Annotated in this window: 16 protein-coding genes; 7 read left to right on the forward strand and 9 right to left on the reverse strand. The window is 68.8% G+C overall.

Annotation, left to right across the window (positions count from 1 at the left end; all coding sequences use genetic code 11):
• Nucleotides 1–72: 72 nt before the first annotated feature.
• Both MKK82_RS22840 and MKK82_RS22845 read left to right on the forward strand, forming a co-directional pair.
• Nucleotides 73–2,643 carry a TonB-dependent receptor gene (locus MKK82_RS22840; RefSeq protein ID WP_238285517.1) on the forward strand — a complete coding sequence of 857 codons (2,571 nt, stop codon included), beginning with the start codon at nt 73–75 and terminating at the stop codon, nt 2,641–2,643.
• 206 nt (nt 2,644–2,849) lie between these two features.
• Entirely contained in the window at nt 2,850–3,203 is a 354-nt protein-coding gene (locus tag MKK82_RS22845) for a hypothetical protein (protein ID WP_238285516.1), read from the forward strand.
• Nucleotides 3,204–3,244: 41 nt separating this feature from the next.
• Here the strand turns inward: MKK82_RS22845 and MKK82_RS22850 are convergent, their stop codons facing one another.
• From MKK82_RS22850 to MKK82_RS22865, 4 genes are all read right to left on the reverse strand, one after another.
• On the reverse strand, nt 3,245–4,765 hold the full coding sequence (locus MKK82_RS22850; RefSeq protein WP_238285514.1) for an undecaprenyl-phosphate glucose phosphotransferase: 1,521 nt from the start codon (nt 4,763–4,765) through the stop codon (nt 3,245–3,247).
• Between the two features lie 142 nt (nt 4,766–4,907).
• On the reverse strand, nt 4,908–6,107 hold the full coding sequence (locus tag MKK82_RS22855; protein WP_238285512.1) for a glycosyltransferase family 4 protein: 1,200 nt from the start codon (nt 6,105–6,107) through the stop codon (nt 4,908–4,910).
• Between the two features lie 131 nt (nt 6,108–6,238).
• Complete coding sequence (gene trhA / locus MKK82_RS22860) at nt 6,239–6,922, reverse strand: PAQR family membrane homeostasis protein TrhA (RefSeq protein WP_238285511.1); 684 nt, start codon at nt 6,920–6,922, stop codon at nt 6,239–6,241.
• Between the two features lie 149 nt (nt 6,923–7,071).
• Nucleotides 7,072–8,172 (reverse strand): COX15/CtaA family protein, encoded by a 1,101-nt coding sequence (locus MKK82_RS22865; RefSeq protein ID WP_243986966.1) that lies wholly within the window; start codon nt 8,170–8,172, stop codon nt 7,072–7,074.
• A gap of 165 nt (nt 8,173–8,337) precedes the next feature.
• Between MKK82_RS22865 and MKK82_RS22870 the strand changes: the two genes are divergently transcribed.
• Nucleotides 8,338–8,544 (forward strand): DUF2842 domain-containing protein, encoded by a 207-nt coding sequence (locus tag MKK82_RS22870; protein WP_238285510.1) that lies wholly within the window; start codon nt 8,338–8,340, stop codon nt 8,542–8,544.
• Nucleotides 8,545–8,628: 84 nt separating this feature from the next.
• Nucleotides 8,629–8,967: a hypothetical protein gene (locus tag MKK82_RS22875; RefSeq protein ID WP_238285706.1), complete on the forward strand. Its 339-nt coding sequence runs from the start codon at nt 8,629–8,631 to the stop codon at nt 8,965–8,967.
• Nucleotides 8,968–8,971: 4 nt separating this feature from the next.
• On the opposite strand, the gene MKK82_RS22880 is transcribed toward MKK82_RS22875, so the two are convergent.
• Nucleotides 8,972–10,033, reverse strand: coding sequence for a polysaccharide deacetylase family protein (locus MKK82_RS22880; RefSeq protein WP_238285508.1), 1,062 nt, complete (start codon nt 10,031–10,033; stop codon nt 8,972–8,974).
• A 248-nt stretch (nt 10,034–10,281) separates the two neighbouring features.
• Here MKK82_RS22880 and MKK82_RS22885 point away from each other — a divergent pair, with 248 nt between their 5' ends.
• Entirely contained in the window at nt 10,282–11,466 is a 1,185-nt protein-coding gene (locus MKK82_RS22885) for a GNAT family N-acetyltransferase (protein ID WP_238285507.1), read from the forward strand.
• A 4-nt stretch (nt 11,467–11,470) separates the two neighbouring features.
• Here the strand turns inward: MKK82_RS22885 and MKK82_RS22890 are convergent, their stop codons facing one another.
• Entirely contained in the window at nt 11,471–13,693 is a 2,223-nt protein-coding gene (locus MKK82_RS22890; RefSeq protein ID WP_238285506.1) for a GumC family protein, read from the reverse strand.
• A 188-nt stretch (nt 13,694–13,881) separates the two neighbouring features.
• Here MKK82_RS22890 and MKK82_RS22895 point away from each other — a divergent pair, with 188 nt between their 5' ends.
• On the forward strand, nt 13,882–14,460 hold the full coding sequence (locus MKK82_RS22895; RefSeq protein WP_238285705.1) for a polysaccharide biosynthesis/export family protein: 579 nt from the start codon (nt 13,882–13,884) through the stop codon (nt 14,458–14,460).
• A gap of 12 nt (nt 14,461–14,472) precedes the next feature.
• Here the strand turns inward: MKK82_RS22895 and MKK82_RS22900 are convergent, their stop codons facing one another.
• Nucleotides 14,473–15,111 (reverse strand): hypothetical protein, encoded by a 639-nt coding sequence (locus MKK82_RS22900; RefSeq protein WP_238285504.1) that lies wholly within the window; start codon nt 15,109–15,111, stop codon nt 14,473–14,475.
• 187 nt (nt 15,112–15,298) lie between these two features.
• Nucleotides 15,299–15,547 carry a hypothetical protein gene (locus MKK82_RS22905; protein ID WP_238285502.1) on the reverse strand — a complete coding sequence of 83 codons (249 nt, stop codon included), beginning with the start codon at nt 15,545–15,547 and terminating at the stop codon, nt 15,299–15,301.
• Nucleotides 15,548–15,817: 270 nt separating this feature from the next.
• On the opposite strand from MKK82_RS22905, the gene MKK82_RS22910 reads away from it, so the two are divergent.
• The gene (locus MKK82_RS22910) at nt 15,818–16,033 is read left to right on the forward strand and encodes a hypothetical protein (protein WP_238285500.1); all 216 of its coding nucleotides are present in this window, start codon (nt 15,818–15,820) and stop codon (nt 16,031–16,033) included.
• 15 nt (nt 16,034–16,048) lie between these two features.
• Here MKK82_RS22910 and MKK82_RS22915 read toward each other — a convergent pair whose 3' ends face one another.
• Nucleotides 16,049–17,101: a hypothetical protein gene (locus MKK82_RS22915; RefSeq protein ID WP_373323269.1), complete on the reverse strand. Its 1,053-nt coding sequence runs from the start codon at nt 17,099–17,101 to the stop codon at nt 16,049–16,051.
• Nucleotides 17,102–17,112 lie beyond the last annotated feature (11 nt).

Below are 17,112 nucleotides of genomic sequence, written 5' to 3' on the forward strand. Positions count from 1 at the left end.
TCCCATCACCGGCCATGAGTGATCACAAGCTCGGCATTACCGAGCATGGGTATCGGGTCACGGGGGTTGGGAATGTCACTTCGCGCGTTGCGGAGCAGCTTGGTCGCGTCCGCATCGGTCCTCGCCGGAACGGTCCTGTCCGGCGCCGTGCAGGCTCAACAATCGGTGACGCTCGGCGAGATCAGCGTCGTCTCCACGTCGCCGGTCGGTTCGGGCGGCGGTACCTCGAGCCAGGCGCAGACGTTCAACGGTCCCGGCCCGGTCCCGCCCCTGGGATCCGTGCCGCCCACCGGCCTGACCCGCCTGCGCGGCAGCGAGCAGCCCCTCTACAAGATCCCCAGCACGGTTGAATCGGTCACCGCGAGCGACCTCGCGATCGATCAGGCCAACAACAATCTCGTCACCACGCTGGCCCGCCGCACCCCCGGCCTCAACATCTCGGACTCGCAAGGCAACAGCAACCGCGTCGACGTCACCTATCGCGGCTTCACGGCCTCGCCGGTGCAGGGCGTGCCGCAGGGGCTGGCCGTCTACCAGAACGGCGTGCGCATCAACGAGGCCTTCGGCGACGTCGTCAATTTCGACCTGATCCCGCAGCAGGCGATCCAGCGGATCGACGTGGTCACCGGCAACCCGGTCTTCGGCCTCAATGCGCTGGGCGGCGCGGTCAACATCCAGATGAAGAACGGTTTCACCTGGCAGGGCACCGAGATCGCCGCCTGGGGCGGCTCGGACGCCCGGACCGCCGGCTACCTGCAATACGGCAAGGTCGTCGACAATTGGAGCGTGTACTTTACGGGGGACGGGCTCAACGACCGCGGGTGGCGCTACGAGAGCCCGAGCACGATCGGCCGCCTCTACGGCGATATCGGCTACCGCTCGCAGGATTCGGAGTTCCACCTGATCGGCCTCGCGGCCCGCAGCTTCTTCGGCGCCGCCGCGGCGGCGCCGGTGGACTTCACCCACCGCGACCCGCGGGCGATCTTCACCTACCCGCAGACCACCGCCACCGAGGTCGGCACCCTGCAGCTCACCGGCCGCGTCGACGTCTCGCCGACGTGGGATCTCGCCGGCAACGCGTATTTCCGCCGCTTCAGCCAGACCTACATCGACGGCAACGACGGCAACTTCGAGAATTGCAGCACCCGGTCCAGCTTCCGCGGCAACCTCTGCTTCGAGGATGACGGGTTCAGCCCGGCTGCCGGCCAGTCGCAGCTCGCATTCCGCAACCAGTTCCTGATCCTGGGCCAGCAGAACCAGCGCGTCCCGTTCCGGGCGAACATCCCGTACGGCACGCTGGACACGACCCAGACCCAGGCGACCGGCTTCGGTGGCTCGCTCCAGGCCTCGAACCGCGACCGCGTGTTCGGCCTGCCCAACAGCTTCGTCGTCGGCGGCAGCATCGACGCGGCGAATTACTCGTTCAAGTCGTCCAGCACCCTGGGGGTCATCAATCCCGACTTGTCGATCACCACCAATCCGAACAACCTCTACTACGGCAACATCCCGGGCCTCGGCACGCCGCAGCTTCGGACCGCGGGAGCCCTCGGCATCGCCCCGAGCTCGGTCAACGGCTCGAACCTCTACATGGGTCTCTACACCCTCGACACGCTGGACGTGACGGATCGGCTGTCGCTGACGGCGGGTGCGCGCCTCAACTTCGCGCGCATCCAGAGCGAGGATCTCACCGGCTTCTCGCCGGACGTGACCGGGACGCACTACTTCAACAAGATCAACCCGGTGGCGGGCCTGACCTACCGCTTCTTCGACGCGCTGAACCTCTACGGCAGCTACTCGGAGTCGAACCGCGCCCCGACCCCTCTGGAACTGGCCTGTGCCAACCCGGACCGGCCGTGCCTCCTGCCGAACTCCCTGGTGGCCGATCCGCCGCTGAAACAGGTGACCGGGCGGACCTACGAGGTCGGCTTCCGCGGCCAGCTGCCCGATACCTATGACGGCGGGATCATCACCTACAAGATCGGCGCCTTCCGCACCGACCTGAGCAACGACATCCTGTCGCTGGCCACCCCCGGCAACACGGCCCGCGCGTACTTCGTCAACGTGCCGGCGACGCAGAGGCAGGGCATCGAGGTCGGTGGGGAGTACACGGCCGATTACCTGCGGGTCTACGCGAACTACGCCCTCGTGGATGCGACCTTCCAGTTCAACGGCACCCTGTCGTCGCCGAACAACCCATTGGCGGATGACGGCGCGATCGAATTGCGCAAGGGCAACATCGTGCCGCTGGTGCCGACCCACCAGTTCAAGGCCGGCTTCGACTACTCCGTGACGCCGGCCTGGCAGTTCGGCCTCTACCTGCAAGCCTTCTCGTCCTCCTACTTCCGCGGCGACGAGTCGAACCTGAACCGCAAGCTGCCGGCCTACTACACGCTGAATCTGCAGACGAAGTATCAGGTGACGAAGAATCTCGAGATCTTCGGCCTCATCACCAACCTGACCAACAACCGGTACGCGACGTTCGGCACCTTCGCGGAGCCCGGCCCGGTCGCCGGCAACCTGCGGATCAGCGATCCGCGGACCACGACCCTGGCGCAGCCCTTCTCGGTCTATGCCGGTGTCCGCTACGCCTTCGGGGCCGATCCGGTGCCGATGTCGCCGGAGCCGATCATCCGGAAGTACTGATCCCGACGGGGTCGCGATGCGGGCGCCTCCCGCGGCCTTCGGGCCGCGGCGGGGCGCCCGTGGCGTTTCGGCGCCGGTGCGGCCTCCTGTCTCGGGAACGGCGACGGGCGCCCGGCGTCTTTCCGGTAGTCGCTCTGTGCAGAGCCGCGCGGTCCCGCTTGTCGTGATCCGGCTCGCGCCACCCGACACCCTGGAGAAACGCCTCGATGATGTTCCGAATTGCCGTTGCAGCCCTGGCCCTTGCCGCAGCCACGCCGGCCCTGGCGACCCCGTGCTCCGACGAGGTGGACACGCTGCAGCGGCGGCTCGACAGTGCCGGCGCCGCGTCCGTGACCGGCACCACGCCCCCGGGCGGCCCGACCTCGTCGAACTCGCCGAAGGCGCTCGACAAGCCGCCGGCGCTGACCAAGTCGGACGCCGACGTGAAGCCGACGGCCTCGGGTGTGGAGGAAGCCAAGAAGCTGGTGGCCCAGGCGCGGCAGCAGGACAAGTCCGGTGACGCCCAGGGCTGCCGCGACACCATCATGAAGGCCAAGGAGAAGGCCGGCGCGCTGCCGTAGTTCCTTGACCGCGCGGCCGGCGCTCTGCCGGCCGCCGACGATCAATACGCGTTCTCGGTCTTCATCAGCGCGAACGGCGTGGTCAACAGGATCTGAAGGTCGAGCAGCACAGACCAGTTTTCAATATAGTACAGGTCGTGCTCCACGCGCCGCTGCAGCTTCTCGGACGTGTCGGTCTCGCCGCGCCAACCATTGACCTGCGCCCAGCCGGTGATGCCGGGCTTGACCTTGTGGCGGGCGAAGTAACCGTCGACGACCTGATCGTAGAGGGTGTTGGCGGCCTTCGCCTGAAGGGCGTGCGGCCGCGGGCCGACCAGCGACAGGTTGCCCTTGAGGACGTTGAACAGCTGCGGGAGCTCGTCCAGCGAGGTCTTGCGGATGAAGCGGCCCACCGGCGTGACCCGCGGATCGCCCCGGGTCACCATTCTGGCGGCCCCGGCATCGCACTGGTCCACGTACATCGAGCGGAACTTGTAGACCTCGATCAACTCGTTGTTGAAGCCGTGGCGTTTCTGCCGGAACAGAACGGGGCCCCGCGAGGTGAGCCGCACCGCCAGGGCGATGGCCAGCATGAGCGGCGACAGGGCAACCAGCATCATCAGCCCGACGCAGCGATCAAACAGCGCCTTTACCACCACGTCCCAGTCGGCGATCGGCTTGTCGAACACGTCGAGCACGGGGACCGAACCGAGATACGAGTAGCTGCGCGGGCGCAGGCGCAGCTTGGCGGCATGGGCCGACAGGCGGATGTCGATCGGCAGCACCCAGAGCTTGGCCAGCATCTGGAGGATGCGCGCCTCGGCGGTGATCGGGATGGTGAAGACGATCAGGTCCAGGCGGGCGTGCCGGGCATAGGCGACGAGGTCGTCGACGTTGCCGAGCTTGGGGTGGCCGCCGATCACGTCCGATGACCGGTCGGTGTTCCGGTCGTCGAAGACGCCAACGATGCGGATGCCGCTGTCGCTCTGGGTCTCCAGGGCAGCGATCAGGTCCTCGGCGGGCTTCCCGCCCCCCACGATGGCCGTACGGCGGTCGAAGCGGCCCGCCCGAGTCTGCCTGTCGATGACCGCGAACAGCACGAAGCGCCCGATCATCAAGGCGGCGAGCCCGGCCGCGAAGAACGCGGCGAGCCACAGGCGCGAGTAATGATCGGCCACCTTGGCGAGAACCAAGCCGGTGGCGACCATCAGGAAGGTCATCGACCACGCGGCGATCAGCCGGAGGGCGGTCTTAAAATAGGCGCGGAAGGCGCCGATCCGGTAGCCGCCGGCCGCCTGGATCAGCGCGACCGTGATCACGGTGATGAGCCCGATCGCGCCGGCGTAGGTCAGTCCGAAGGGTACACGGCCGCGCAGCATCATCAGGTGCAGCAGGGAGCCGAGGCTGAAGATCAGGGCGCTTTCGAGCGCCCGCACCAGCCCGGCCACCACCACCGGCGAGATCGCTGTCGGACCGGACACCGTCGTTTCGGCAAGCGGCACCGCCTCGGGGCGCACGGCGCTCAGCCGGGCCTCGGACGGCCCGGCCGCTTCCAGGAGATCGCGGATGTCGAACGCGCTCATCGATCGGCCTCTTCCGCGTCAACCGGCGGCTCTCTCGTCCGCAGAGTGGCACAGGGCGTTGTCGGAAGAATTAAAAGCGGGACGGCTGCGGCCATAACGGTCGCCGCCGCGCTTCCCAGACTTCACGTTTCCGTGGACCCGCTCAGGCGGTGCGCGGCCCTGCGATCCCGGGCGCTTCGACGGTGCGGGGGAGCTGTCGGGCCTGGAAGGCCGAGGCGTAACCGGCGATAACCTCGCTGCCCATTCGCTCCAGCGAGAAGCGCTGTCGGATCGACGCGCTGAGGGCGTGGACCCGGGCCGAGAGTACGTCAGGCGCATCGTCCAGGACACGCCGGATGCCTTCCGCCAAGGCTTCCGGCTCCCGGGCGGGTACGAGATCGCCGGCGGCCGGACCGAAGATCTCTGGTATGCCGCCAACCCGCGTCGCCACGAGGGGCTGCGCCGCGGCCGCGGCTTCCAGCACCACGTAGGGCAGCGACTCCGCCAGCGAGGGGACCACCAGGATCCGCCCGCGGGCAAGCACCGACCGGATCGCCTGTGGAGGCTCGAAGGCCACCGCATCCGCCAGTCCCATCCGCTCGACGGTCTGCCGCAGGATCTCCGCGTCCGGTCCCGAACCCACCATCAGCAGGCGCAGCGTCCGACCTTCGGCGCGCAGGCGCACCAGGGCTTCGAGCAGGTAGGGGAGGCCCTTCGCTTCGCGCAGTTCGCCGACATACAGGAGATCGAAGGGATCCTCGACGCGCTCGACCGGCGCGAACTCCGCCTCGGCGATGCCGTTGTGCACGATGCGCGTCACGCGCTCGGGTCCACCCACGAACGATTGGTGGCGTCCGGCGACGTACTCGCTCTCGAACAGGAAGGCGTCGGTGCGGCGGGCGAGCACGGCCTCCGCGGCCATGTAGAGGCGGTGGATCGGACTGCCGGGGCGATAATTGTAGCTGCCACCGTGCGGGGTATAGGCGCGGATCGCGGAGGCCGCCGACGCGAGGCGCGCATAGGCGCCGCCCTTCGCCCCGTGACCGTGGATGACCTCGGCGCCCACCGTCGCGGCGCGCTTGCTGACGGCGCGCAGGCATGACCAGTCGGAGGCATGCGGGTTGCGGCGCATGGGGATCCGGATGAGGCCGAGTTCCAGATACGGCATCAGGTCCGCCAGGGCCCGCTCGCCGCGTTCGCCGCCGGTGGTGGAGTCGCAGACAATGCCGACGGCATGCCCGGCCGCGGCCTGGAGGCGGGCTAGATCCATGACATGGCGAAACAATCCGCCGACAGGCGCGCGGAAGACGTGAAGAATTCGGTAACGATGAATATTTCGGGTATCGTTTGTCTTGGCGATCACGGTATCGCTCCCGGGAAGATCAGTCCCGAAAGTCTTGACGCAGCGACCGTCGCGGGGAACTTAAAATCAATCGTACCGGCCCGACCTTTTGATCAAGACGGTAACTGGAATTCGAATCGATCAAATCCGTCTTATGTCGTCGTCAATCCGTTAAGGCTGGCCCAAATGGTTCCGTAGTGGCACGCCGTGGCGGCGAGGACGAAGCCGTGCCAGATGGCGTTCTGGAACGGCAGCGTCCGCCAGACGTGGAACAGGACGCCGATCGAGTAGAGCCCCCCGCCGATGGCGAGGAGCCAGAGGGCAGTCGGCTGCAGGGTGGCGATGACGGACTCGTACGCGAAGAGGCCGCTCCAGCCGAGCATCAGGTAGAGGACGATCGAGAGGCGGTCGAAGCGTCCTGGAAGGAACAGCTTCACGGCGATCCCGACCAAGGCCACCGCCCAGATCACGGCGAGTAGGCCGTAGGCACGGCTTCCGGAACCCACCAGGGCGACGAGCGGCGTGTAGGTCCCCGCGATCATCAGATAGATGAGGGCGTGGTCGGCCCGCCGCAGCAGCCATTTGCGCGGGCTGACCGGGTACAGGTTGTACAGAGCGGATACGCCGAGCATCAGGACCAGCGCCGTGGCGTAGACCACCACCGCCGCCCGCTCGCCCGGCCCGAGATGTGCCGTCGCCGCCGTCGTGACGAGCGCGACCGCACCGGCGAGGCCCAGCACGACCCCGAGACCGTGGATCACGCCATCCGCCATGATCTCCCGGGGCGTGTAATGCCAGGTCAGGGAGATCGGTCGACCATCCTCCGCGAGAGACATCTTGAAGCCTCCTGCAACGCGTGCAGCTTAAAGCTTGAGATGTCTTGATCGTTCCACGTGGAGAGTGCTGAGCGGAGTTATCCCAAAGTTTCTAGGTGGTCGGCACGGGATTCCTGCACTGCCACAACCTTGATGCAGCGCCAAAACGCCTAGGTGCCCTGTACGGCCAGCCCCTCGAAGCCGAAGGGCACTGCCGCGGCGACCGGCTTTAGGCGGCCGGTCCCGCGGCTCAGTCGCGCATGGACGGTGGCCATCGTCAGCACAGCCATCGCGAGAACCTGATGGGCGAGGGCGGCCCAGAGGGGCACGCCGAGCAGGAGCGTCGTGATGCCCAGGACGACCTGCAGGAGGACGAGAAACGCCACGCCGCCCGCCCGTCCGGCCGTCCCACGGGAGCCGGTGAGCCGCGCGTCGATGGCGTGCAGCAGCGCCACGACGATCACCAGATAGGCGGCCACCCGGTGGTCGAACTGGACGAGGGTGTGGTTGTCCACGAAGTTCTCGATCCATGGGCGGATCGCGAACAGCGCCTCGGCCGGCGGCACGAGATATCCGTTCATCGTCGGCCACGTGTTGTAGACGAGACCCGCATGGGATCCGGCGACGAGACCGCCGAGAAAGATCTGAACGAGAACGAGGATCGGCAGAACCGATGCCGTGACGCGCAGGCGTGCCGGAGCCGCAGCGGAGACGCCGCCGCGCTCGCCCGCCGCCAGCCAGACCAGGCCGGCCAGGATCAGGCTGGCGGTGGTGAGGTGCAGGGCCAGCTTGATCGGTGCCACCGCGGTCATGCCGGGTTGAAGGCCGGAGGCCACCATGATCCAGCCGATGGCGCCCTGCAGGCCGCCGAGCAGGCCGAGCCCGAGGAGCCCGAGCCCGAGACGACGAGAGATCTGCCCCTGCCACCAGAACAGGATGAGCGGCAGGAAGAAGACGAGGCCGATGATCCGGCCGAGGAGGCGATGTCCCCATTCCCAGCCGTACAGGACCTTGAACGCGGACAATCCCATGCCCTGGTTCAGGATGGCGTACTGGGGCGTGTCCTTGTACTTGGCGAACTCGGCGGCCCAATCAGCCTCGGAGAGCGGGGGCAGGGCACCCGTGACCGGACGCCACTCCGTGATAGACAAGCCGGATCCGGTGAGCCGCGTTGCGCCGCCGACCGCCACCATGGCGACCACCAGGGCCGCGACCACGTAGAGCCAGGCCCGCACCCACGATTGCCGGTCGCCCGCGCCGCCGATGACCATCCGCATCCCTTCCGCATCGGCCGGGACAGCCGGCCGGTGCGACCGGGTTAGGGGATGCGCGCCGCGCCAGCAACGTCGGCGGCGCCGCAGCCCGCGGCCATGCGCGCGTTGCCAAGTCGAAAGAGGGGCGATAGCGGTCGGCCCTCAGCGTCCCCGGGATCCTCCATGCGCCGCCGCACCCGTACCCTGATCGGCACCCTCACGATCCTGGCCTTCGTGTGCGTCTACGGGCCGCTCGCCATGGCGCTGGCCGACAGCCGCATCTCCGAGACGCCCGCGGTGGTTCAGGCGGTGCTCTACTCGATCCTCGGGATCGTCTGGATCTTCCCGCTGATGCCGCTGATCCGCTGGATGGAACGGGCGGACCCCTGACGCGGACCCTCGATTTCGCCGCACTCCGGCGCCACAAGCCGGCGAGCCCGCCGCCGAGATCGAGCCTCCGTGTATCCTTCGCTCATGCGCCTGACGCCCCTGGTCGCCTTCGTCGCGCTGCTGGCCCCGTTGCCGGCCCTGGCGCAGGGAACGCCCCGCTCGATCGGCGAGTGCGAGAGGCTGAAGAACGACCTCGCCTACAATCAGTGCCTCGCGATGTTCGGACCCGCGGCCAAGAACGTGGCGGGCGGCTACGCGTCGGCCGACATCGCTTCAGCCCCGGCAGCCGCCATGGCGGAGCCGATCCCGCAGGTCGACGAGACGGCCGAAGTCAGTACGGGCCGGCGGCGGCGCTATCGGTCGAGCCGCGGCCGGCAATACGCGTCGTTCTCCACTGGATACCGTCACCGTCGGCGGCGCTGACGCGTCAGGCGACGTTGAGGCGTCGGCCCCGGTTCCACGCCAGGAACGGCACGCCGGAGAGTAGACCGGCCAGCGCCGCGCGCGACTGGTGGCATCCGTTCACCGACACCCGCGGCAACGCGTGCAGGTGGCCCACATGCTCGGCGAAGAGGTGGCCGGGCCGGGTGGTCACCGCGGTGGCGAAATCCATGTCGCGGGCCAGCGCGAACTCCCTCGGCCCCGCCGAGCCCGGGTCGCCCACCGGATAGGACAGGTGGCGGACCGGACGACCCAGTTCCGCCTCGATGCGCGCGCGGCCCGACGCGATCTCGCGGGCTGCCACCGCCGCGTCGTGCTTGGCCAGCATCGGATGGCTGACCGTGTGGGCGCCGAGCGTCACGGCAGGATCGCGGGCGAGATCGCGCAGCTCCGACCAGGACAGGCACAGTTCGGAGGCGATCTGACCGGGCGCGAAGCCGGCCTGACGGCAGAGGTCGGCGATACCGCCGAGAAGCTCGGCCTCGCCGCCGCCGCGCAGGTCGCGGTAGACGGCGTCGAAGGCGATCGCCTTCTCCTGCGGGCTGCGCGCAGGCAGATCGAGGCTGCGCGACCCGATGGCGATACGCACCCGGTCGAGACGCGCGATGGCACGCTCGAGTTCGATCCACCAGAGGCGGCCGGTCTGGTCCGCGAAGGCGCTGGTGACGAACAGGGTCCAGGGGGCCCCGTGGCGCCTCAGGACCGGCCGCGCGTGCTCGACGTTGTCGCGGTACCCGTCATCGAAGGTCAGCACCGCGAAGGGCGGCGCATAATCGCCCTGAGCGAGGCGCTCCGGCACCGCGTCGAGGCCGATCACCTCGAAGCCGCGGGCGTCGAGCTCGCGCAGCGTCAGGTCGAGGAAGTCGGGGGTGATGCCGAGCAGCCGGTTCGGCGCGAAAGCCGGCGCAGGCTGCGGGCTGACATGGTGGAAGGTGAGGATCACGCCGAGACCGCGCGCCGCCGGCGCCAGCCAGCGATCCGCGCGGAGAGCCTGGATGGCGCGGAATCCGGACGCGAAGACCCGATGCTTGGTGCGCGACGACAGCATGGTCCTGAACCGATCGGGCCTCGGACCCGGATCGGCGCAGCCTGCGCGCGGCGGGTTAAAGAAACTCGAAGGGCGCCGGACGGCGGCAGGAATTCCGGAAGGATATGTTAGCCAACCCGGAGCTTTCCCGGGGGTTTGCCGCGGTGGTGCCGCGCCGAAGACGGTTGAGGTCACGGGCTGTTCAGTCGCCGACCTCCAAGTTGCGGCCTCGACGGTGGATCGCGTGCGATCCGGAGGAGTCCAGGACCATGGCGGTCGGCGCGCAGATATCGGGAACGGGCATGATCGACGCGCGAGCGAGCGGCGCGCTGGTCGCCGAGGTCCTTCCCGGAATGGCGGCGGCCGAGGCGGTCTGGCGCCGGATCGAGGCGGATCCGGCGAGCCTCCAGACGCCGTACCAGCGTTTCGACTGGGTGATGGCCTATCTGCGCGCGACCGGTGACTTCGACCGGGCCTGCGTGGTGATCCTGCGGGACCAGGACGGTCGGGCGCGTCTCCTGCTGCCGCTGATCGTGCAGCGGACGTACGGGCTCCGGATCGCCCGGACTGTGGGCGACACCCACGCGAACTACCACATGCCCCTCTTCGCCACCCGCGACGCGGCGGCGATCCCACACGGTGCGATCCTGGCGGCCCTGATCCGCGCCGGTCGTTCGGCCGGCATCGACCTCTACGCCCTCCCGCATCAGCCGCGGATGTGGGACGGCGCGGCCAATCCCCTGGCGGCGACCGGCGAGCCGGAGGCCAGCGATGGCTACGGGCTGATGCTCGGGCCGGACCCGGACGCGACGGTACGCCGGGTCTTCAGCGCGGATGCCCGCAAGAAGCTGCGCTCGAAGGAGAAGCGCCTCGTCGAGGCGAAGGGCGCGCTCGTCTTCCGGCGTGCAGAGTCGGCCGAGGAGGCCGCGCGGTTCCTAGGGGCGTTCTACGCCCAGAAGGCGGCCCGCTTCGCCGGCATGGGCATCGCCGATCCCTATGCCGAACCGACCATCCGCGCCTTCCTGGGGGCGGCGACCGCCGGTCCAGATCCCGCGGTCGAGATGTACGCGCTCTGCCTCGCCGAGAGCGGGCGCGTTCTCGCGACCTTCGGCGGGGCCGTGAGCGAGCGCCGTTTCAGCGGGATGATGACCGCCTTCGATGCCGATCCGGAGGTTTCCCGGTTCAGCCCCGGCGACCTCCTTTTGCAGCATCTCGTCCACGACCAGACCGCGCGGTGCCGGAAGGGCTTCGACCTCGGTGTCGGCGAGGCGCGCTACAAGGCCAGCATCTGCGACGAGACCATCGGCTTGGTGGAGACCCTCGTGCCAGTGAGCCCGCCGGGCCGCGCCTACGGGGCGCTCCGCCGGGGCTTCACCCGCGCCAAGCGGCGCATCAAGAGGGATCCGCGCCTCTACGCCGCCCTCCAGCGGCTGCGGAAGCTGCGCCGTCCGTGATGTCCTAGGCCGCGTTGAGGCGCAGCTCCGCGGCTTTGTCGCCCGCGACGTCCGCCGCCGTCACGGGACGGTCCTGCGCCACGAGGATCTGGCCGGCCCCCGCATCGCTGGCGATGGCGTAGAGGTCGGCGAGCGCCGGGTCTTCGGCCGCGGCGTTCGACGCGATGACCACGCAATCCATCTCGCCGGCGACGAGGTCGAGGAGGTCGACGGCGCCCGGGACGGCATGGATGCGGCACACGACCCAGTCGTAGGCCTCCGCCATGGCCTCGAAGGTCAGGGCCAGGGCATCCGGCTCATCGAACAGCACGGCGGCGGCCTGCAGGCCGGCGGCGATGCGGTGCAGGTTGCTGTCCCGGTCGGGCTGGATCGCGTCGAGGAACGCGGCGTCGCCGGCGACGAGGTCGGTGAATCCCACCTCCGGCTCGTGCGAGGCCGGCGCGTTCAGGTCGACGGCGACGAGGCTGCCCTGGCGGCCGAGGGCGCGGGTGAGGGCGTCGGGCAGCGCCGGAGCGGCGAGGGAATCTTCAGTCTCCACGATCAGCACGCGGCGGCCGGCGGGCGCGGCGTCGCCGCGCGGGGCCGCGACGATCCGCTCAACCAACGGGGCGAGGTCGAACGAACCGGCGGCGTCCGCTGCCACCGCCGGATGGGGCTGCACGGCAGCCGCCGCGACCGGCTCGGACCAGCGGGCCGGCGGCATCGCTTCCGGGAATGCGAAGACCGGCCGCTCCATGATCGGCTCGCGCCGCTGGCGATCGTCCGCCGGGTCGAAGGCACCGCCCCGTCCGGCTCCGATCCGGGCGCCTTCGGCGAGCAGGGCGCGGGCGATCACCGCGCCGGCCGCGAGCATGAGCGTCAACAGCGTCGCGAAGCCGACGATCGGCAGCTTCTTCGGGAACGAGGGTACCTCCGGCGTGACCGCGCGGGAGACGACCCGCGCATCCGCCGGTGTCGCGGCTTCGCCGTCGCGCGCGGCCGCCTCGCGGTAGCGGGACAGGTAGGATTCGAGCTGCTCGCGCTGAACCTTCGCCTCGCGCTCCAGCGCCCGGAGCTGCACCTCGCTGGCATTGCCCTTCACCACGACGTCCTGCTGACCGTCGACGGCGGCCTGAAGGCTCTCGACGCGCGCCCCGGCGATCTTCGAATCGTTGTCCATGGTCCGCACGACGCGCTCGGCCGAGGCCTTGATCTGCGCGTCGAGATCTTCGAGCTGAGCATTCAGCTCCTTGATCCGGGGATGGGCCGGCAACAGCGTGCGCGATTCCAGGGCTAGCTGGGCCCGGACCGCGATGCGGTTCTCGACGATGCGCCGGATCACCTCGTTGTTGGCGACGTCCGGAATCTCGAAGGCCCGCCCGTCCTTGATGAGGTCCTTGATGGCCTTCACCTTGCCGGTGAGATCTGCCTTGAGGATCCGGGCGGCGGAGAGCTGGCTCGACAATTCGCCGAGCTGTTGCCCGTTCAGGGGCCGGCCCGTCGCCCCGGCGCTGCCGATGAGGCCGTTCTTCGCCCGGAACGCCTCGACCTTGGCCTCCGCTTCGGCGACGCGCTTGCGCAGGCCGTCGATGTTCCCGCCGAGCCACGTGGACGCGTAGCGCGCCGTGTCGACCTTATCGGCTTCGAGCGACGCGATGTAGAGCTGCGCGATGGTGTTGGCACCCTCGGCGGCGAGCTTCGCGTCCTTCGAGCGGAACTCGATGGTCAGGATGCGGGACTTGCCGGCCGGGAAGACGAGCAGGTGATCGAAATAGGCGTCGAGCACCCGATCCTCGGCCGGACGGTCGAGGGGGTTGGCGCCGATGCCGAGCATCATCATCACGCGCTGCACCGGGCCGATGCTACCCGCGCCGGGATCGAATTCCGAATTGCCGACGAGCTTCAGCCGGCGGATCGCCTCGCGTGCCAGATCGCGGGACATGACGACCTGCACTTGGCTCGCCACCGCCTGCTCGTCGATCGGCACCTGCTGGTCGGCGCGCTCCTGCGTGGTGCGGGCGAATGCCGCGTCCCGGCTCTCCAGGATCAGCTTCGCCTCGCCGGTGTAGCGCGGGCTCACCACGTTGACGAACACGCTGGCGCCCAGCGCCACCATCAGGGTCGGCCCGACGATCCAGCCGATCGACCGGCGCAGAACACGCGGCACCTGGGCGAGGCCGAGACCCTCTTCGGCCTGCGGCTGCGACGCGGGCTCGGCGTGGGTCGAGCGTTGACGGATACGGGACATGCGGACGCTCTGGCGGCGAAGTCAGACCGGGCAGCCGTTACTGGCGCCCGCCGCCCATTAGTGGATGTTAAGGTTGCTCAAGAGTTAAAGGAGACACTAGCTGCCAGAACCGCCTGCGGCCGGAGCGATCATCAAGTTTCGTTAACCTTAACGGCCTAATCGATGCGGCAACCGCATCCATGACGGCGATGGTGATGAACCGGCGCGCTCTTCTCTTCACACTCGGCTCGACCCTGGCTCTCGGCGGGTGCCTGCGCCCGACCTTCCGAACCGGAGAGCTCGACGCCACCGGCACCGGGTCGATCGCCGCGCGCTATACGCTCGCCGCCGGCGATAAGCTCCGCGTCATCGTATTCGGTCAGGACAACCTCTCGAACATCTACGCGGTCGACGGCGCGGGCCGGATCGCGATGCCGCTGATCGGCACCGTCCAGGTCGGTGGGCAGACGACGGGTCAGGCCGCCCGGTCGGTGGAGGCCAAGCTCGCTTCCGGGTTCGTCCGTGAGCCGCACGTGACGGTGGAGGTCGACGCGTATCGGCCGTTCTACATCCTGGGCGAAGTCACCACCTCGGGCCAGTATCCCTTCGTGAACGGCATGACGGTGGAGACGGCTGTGGCGATCGCCGCCGGGTTCGGACCCCGGGCGGCACGCGATTACGCGGTCCTCACCCGAGACACGGGCGGCAACCTCGTCTCCGGCATCGTGCCGATGACCTACTCGGTCCGCCCGGGCGACACGATCGTCATCAAGGAGCGCTTCTTCTGAGCGGCCCGGCGTTCACTGTCCGCTCTGCCACGGGTTGATGATCCGCATCGCGGTCTTCTGCGCGGGAATCGGCGTAGCCACCGGCTCCGCGGCCTTGCTGGCGCGGGCCATCATCCGGCGTGCTTCCTGGGCGGGCATGCTGCCGACCGGCGTGAACAATCCGGCCAGCACCCTGCGGGTGTCCTTGCTGACCATCCGCGAGTTCTGGACCGGCTCGAAATCGCGCAACGCATGGCGCTTCTCGGGATCGCCGGTGAAGACCTTGGCCCCGGAATGCAGGACGACGATGTCGCCCGGGCGCAACGTCTCGTCCTTCAGCAACGCCGCAGTGGCACCCGCTCTCATGTCGATCGGGATCTGCCGGGGACTGACTTCCGGCTCCTTCGCCCGGATCTTGAGCGGCAGCGCCGCGTAGCGGGTCTGGAAGCGTCGGCGGGCCGCGCCGAGCCGCGGCGTCGACCGGCGCCCGTAGGCGTAGTTGGGCAATCCCGGTGAGGCGGAAGGCGCCGCCGCCGGAGACTGTTGCGCCGCTGGCTTGGCGCCGAACAGCATCTCGAGGAAGCCCACCTCGGCGGCCTCTGTGCGCACGGCCGTTCCGACCAGAAGCGCACCGGCGATGATCGCCAGCGTGCCGCTCGTGCGAAGCCTCATGTCGTCCTCCGAAACGACGCCCGACGCGAGCATCCCAGCTTAAACGGCAGCGCGAGCGCGTGGGTTCCGGGATAGTGTCACTCTACGGTGAGACTACGAGTCAACGCGATGAAAGTGCGGTATTCGACGAATCAGTCGCCGGATAGATTGTGCAAAACCGGCCGCAGATCGGCAGTCGGTGCTTCGATCAGCCCGGGGCGGACTGCTCACCCTCGCCGATGCAGTCGAGGGCGCGTTCCACGGCGCTCACGGCGTCCAGCAGGTGCTGCACCGTGCGCTCCACCTCGAGGGCGGGCCGGCCCATCGCGGCGGCGCGGGCGCTTACATCCTCCAGTTGCTCCAGCAGGGCGAGGAGGTCACCCGCCACGGTCACGACCTCGCAACGGGCGAGGCGCGTGACGGCGGGGCGTGGTCGGAAAGGCAACACGTTGGTCATCGACAGGGAGTGTCACCCGAAAGGCCCCGGATCCGCCAGGGGGCGGCGGCTCCGCTCAACACGATTGCCGGCCGATATCCTGCGCAAAGCCGAGGCGTGGTGGATTTTCCGTGGCCGCCGCGCATCGGAGACGGCAGAACAGGTTTACCCGCCGCCACCGACCTTGACGGATCCTTCCTGGCGCTGACCATGCCGCGATAGCCCCTTCGCTCGATGTCGCGCCGGTCGATACCAATTCACCGGCCGATTCGGCACCCATCAGGATTCGACATGCGCTTAACCCTCCTCGCCCTGTCCGCGCTGTCGCTCGGCGGCCTGTGCGCCTGCACGAGCGACGGCCCCGGCTCGCGCAGCGGCCTCGCCGAAACCTTCAACCTCGACAACTACCGGGCCTCCGGCAACACCAACGGCACGCAGACCCGCCGCGACGTGAACCGCGCCTACACCCAGCCGACCCTGCCGACGATCGGCAACCGCGGGATGTAGGCGGCCGAAGTCGGCTCAGCGTTTCGCGACCGCATCCGCGAAGGTGGTGATCCGATTGCGGGCATAGACGGGAAGGCCGGCGCTGATCGAAGTGCCGGTGTTGAAGCTCGAATTGCCCATCAGGACCTGCGCGGGCAGCAGGTTCTTCAGGACCGGAACGCGGGCGTACTCGGCCTTGCGGTCGAGAACGTCGCCCTTGATCGCCAGGACCATGTAGGTCGTGACGACCGTCTTGGCCGGATCGTTCGGCAGGGGTTGGAACACGGCCAGGAACTTGCCGAACCGCAGAATCTGATTGACCCAGAAGATCGTCTGCTCGAGTCCGCCGGCGACCGGCGCCTCGACCTTCGTGAGCGCCTGCAGCGGCGCGCCCTGGTCGGGCCCGAGCACCCGCAATTCGCTCTGGAAGGAGACGTATTCGGCGATCTTCTTGGACGAGCCGTCCTCGAGTTTGTTGGCGAGCTTCACGCCCAGGGGCAGCTTGCCCTCCAGGTCGTAGCGGGACTCGATGCAGGCGCCCGCGCCCTCACACCAGGGGCGGTCGGGTCGCTTCGCGAAAGCGGCGGCCGGATCCTTGTTGGGGGTCACGTCGACCATGGCGACGGCCCGGTGCTTGATCGCGGGGTCCATCTTCTGGATGAAGCCGAGATTGGCATAGGCGGACAGATCGATCGATTCCGGCGGGCGGGCCACCACGAACCGGCCCTCGGCCACGTAGATCTTCAGGGTCTCGTGGCGGGGCTTCGTCACGCCATTCACCGTGACCGTGTAGTCGGGCTCCTTGTAGCCGGGGTAGGGCGCCAGCACCGCGGCCTCGGCGGGCCGCACCTTCTGCCAGTCGAGGTACGGGATCAGGCTGTTCTCGGGCGCGGACGGGTTGTCGCGGTGATCCGTGAACAGGATCTGGCCGGGCTTGATCGTCGCCGGATCGACGGCCGTGATGGATGGGACTTCCTTGATCCGCTCCGAACCGGGGGGCGGCGTCGTGTTGGCGGCGGGCGTCTGCGCGGCGAGCGGCGTGGCGGCCGTCAGGGCGAGGGCGAGGGCGGCAGGAAACTGCGGTCGCAACGGGCGTCTCA

The sequence above is a fragment of the Methylobacterium sp. E-046 genome (assembly GCF_022829625.1).
Lineage (GTDB): Bacteria > Pseudomonadota > Alphaproteobacteria > Rhizobiales > Beijerinckiaceae > Methylobacterium > Methylobacterium longum.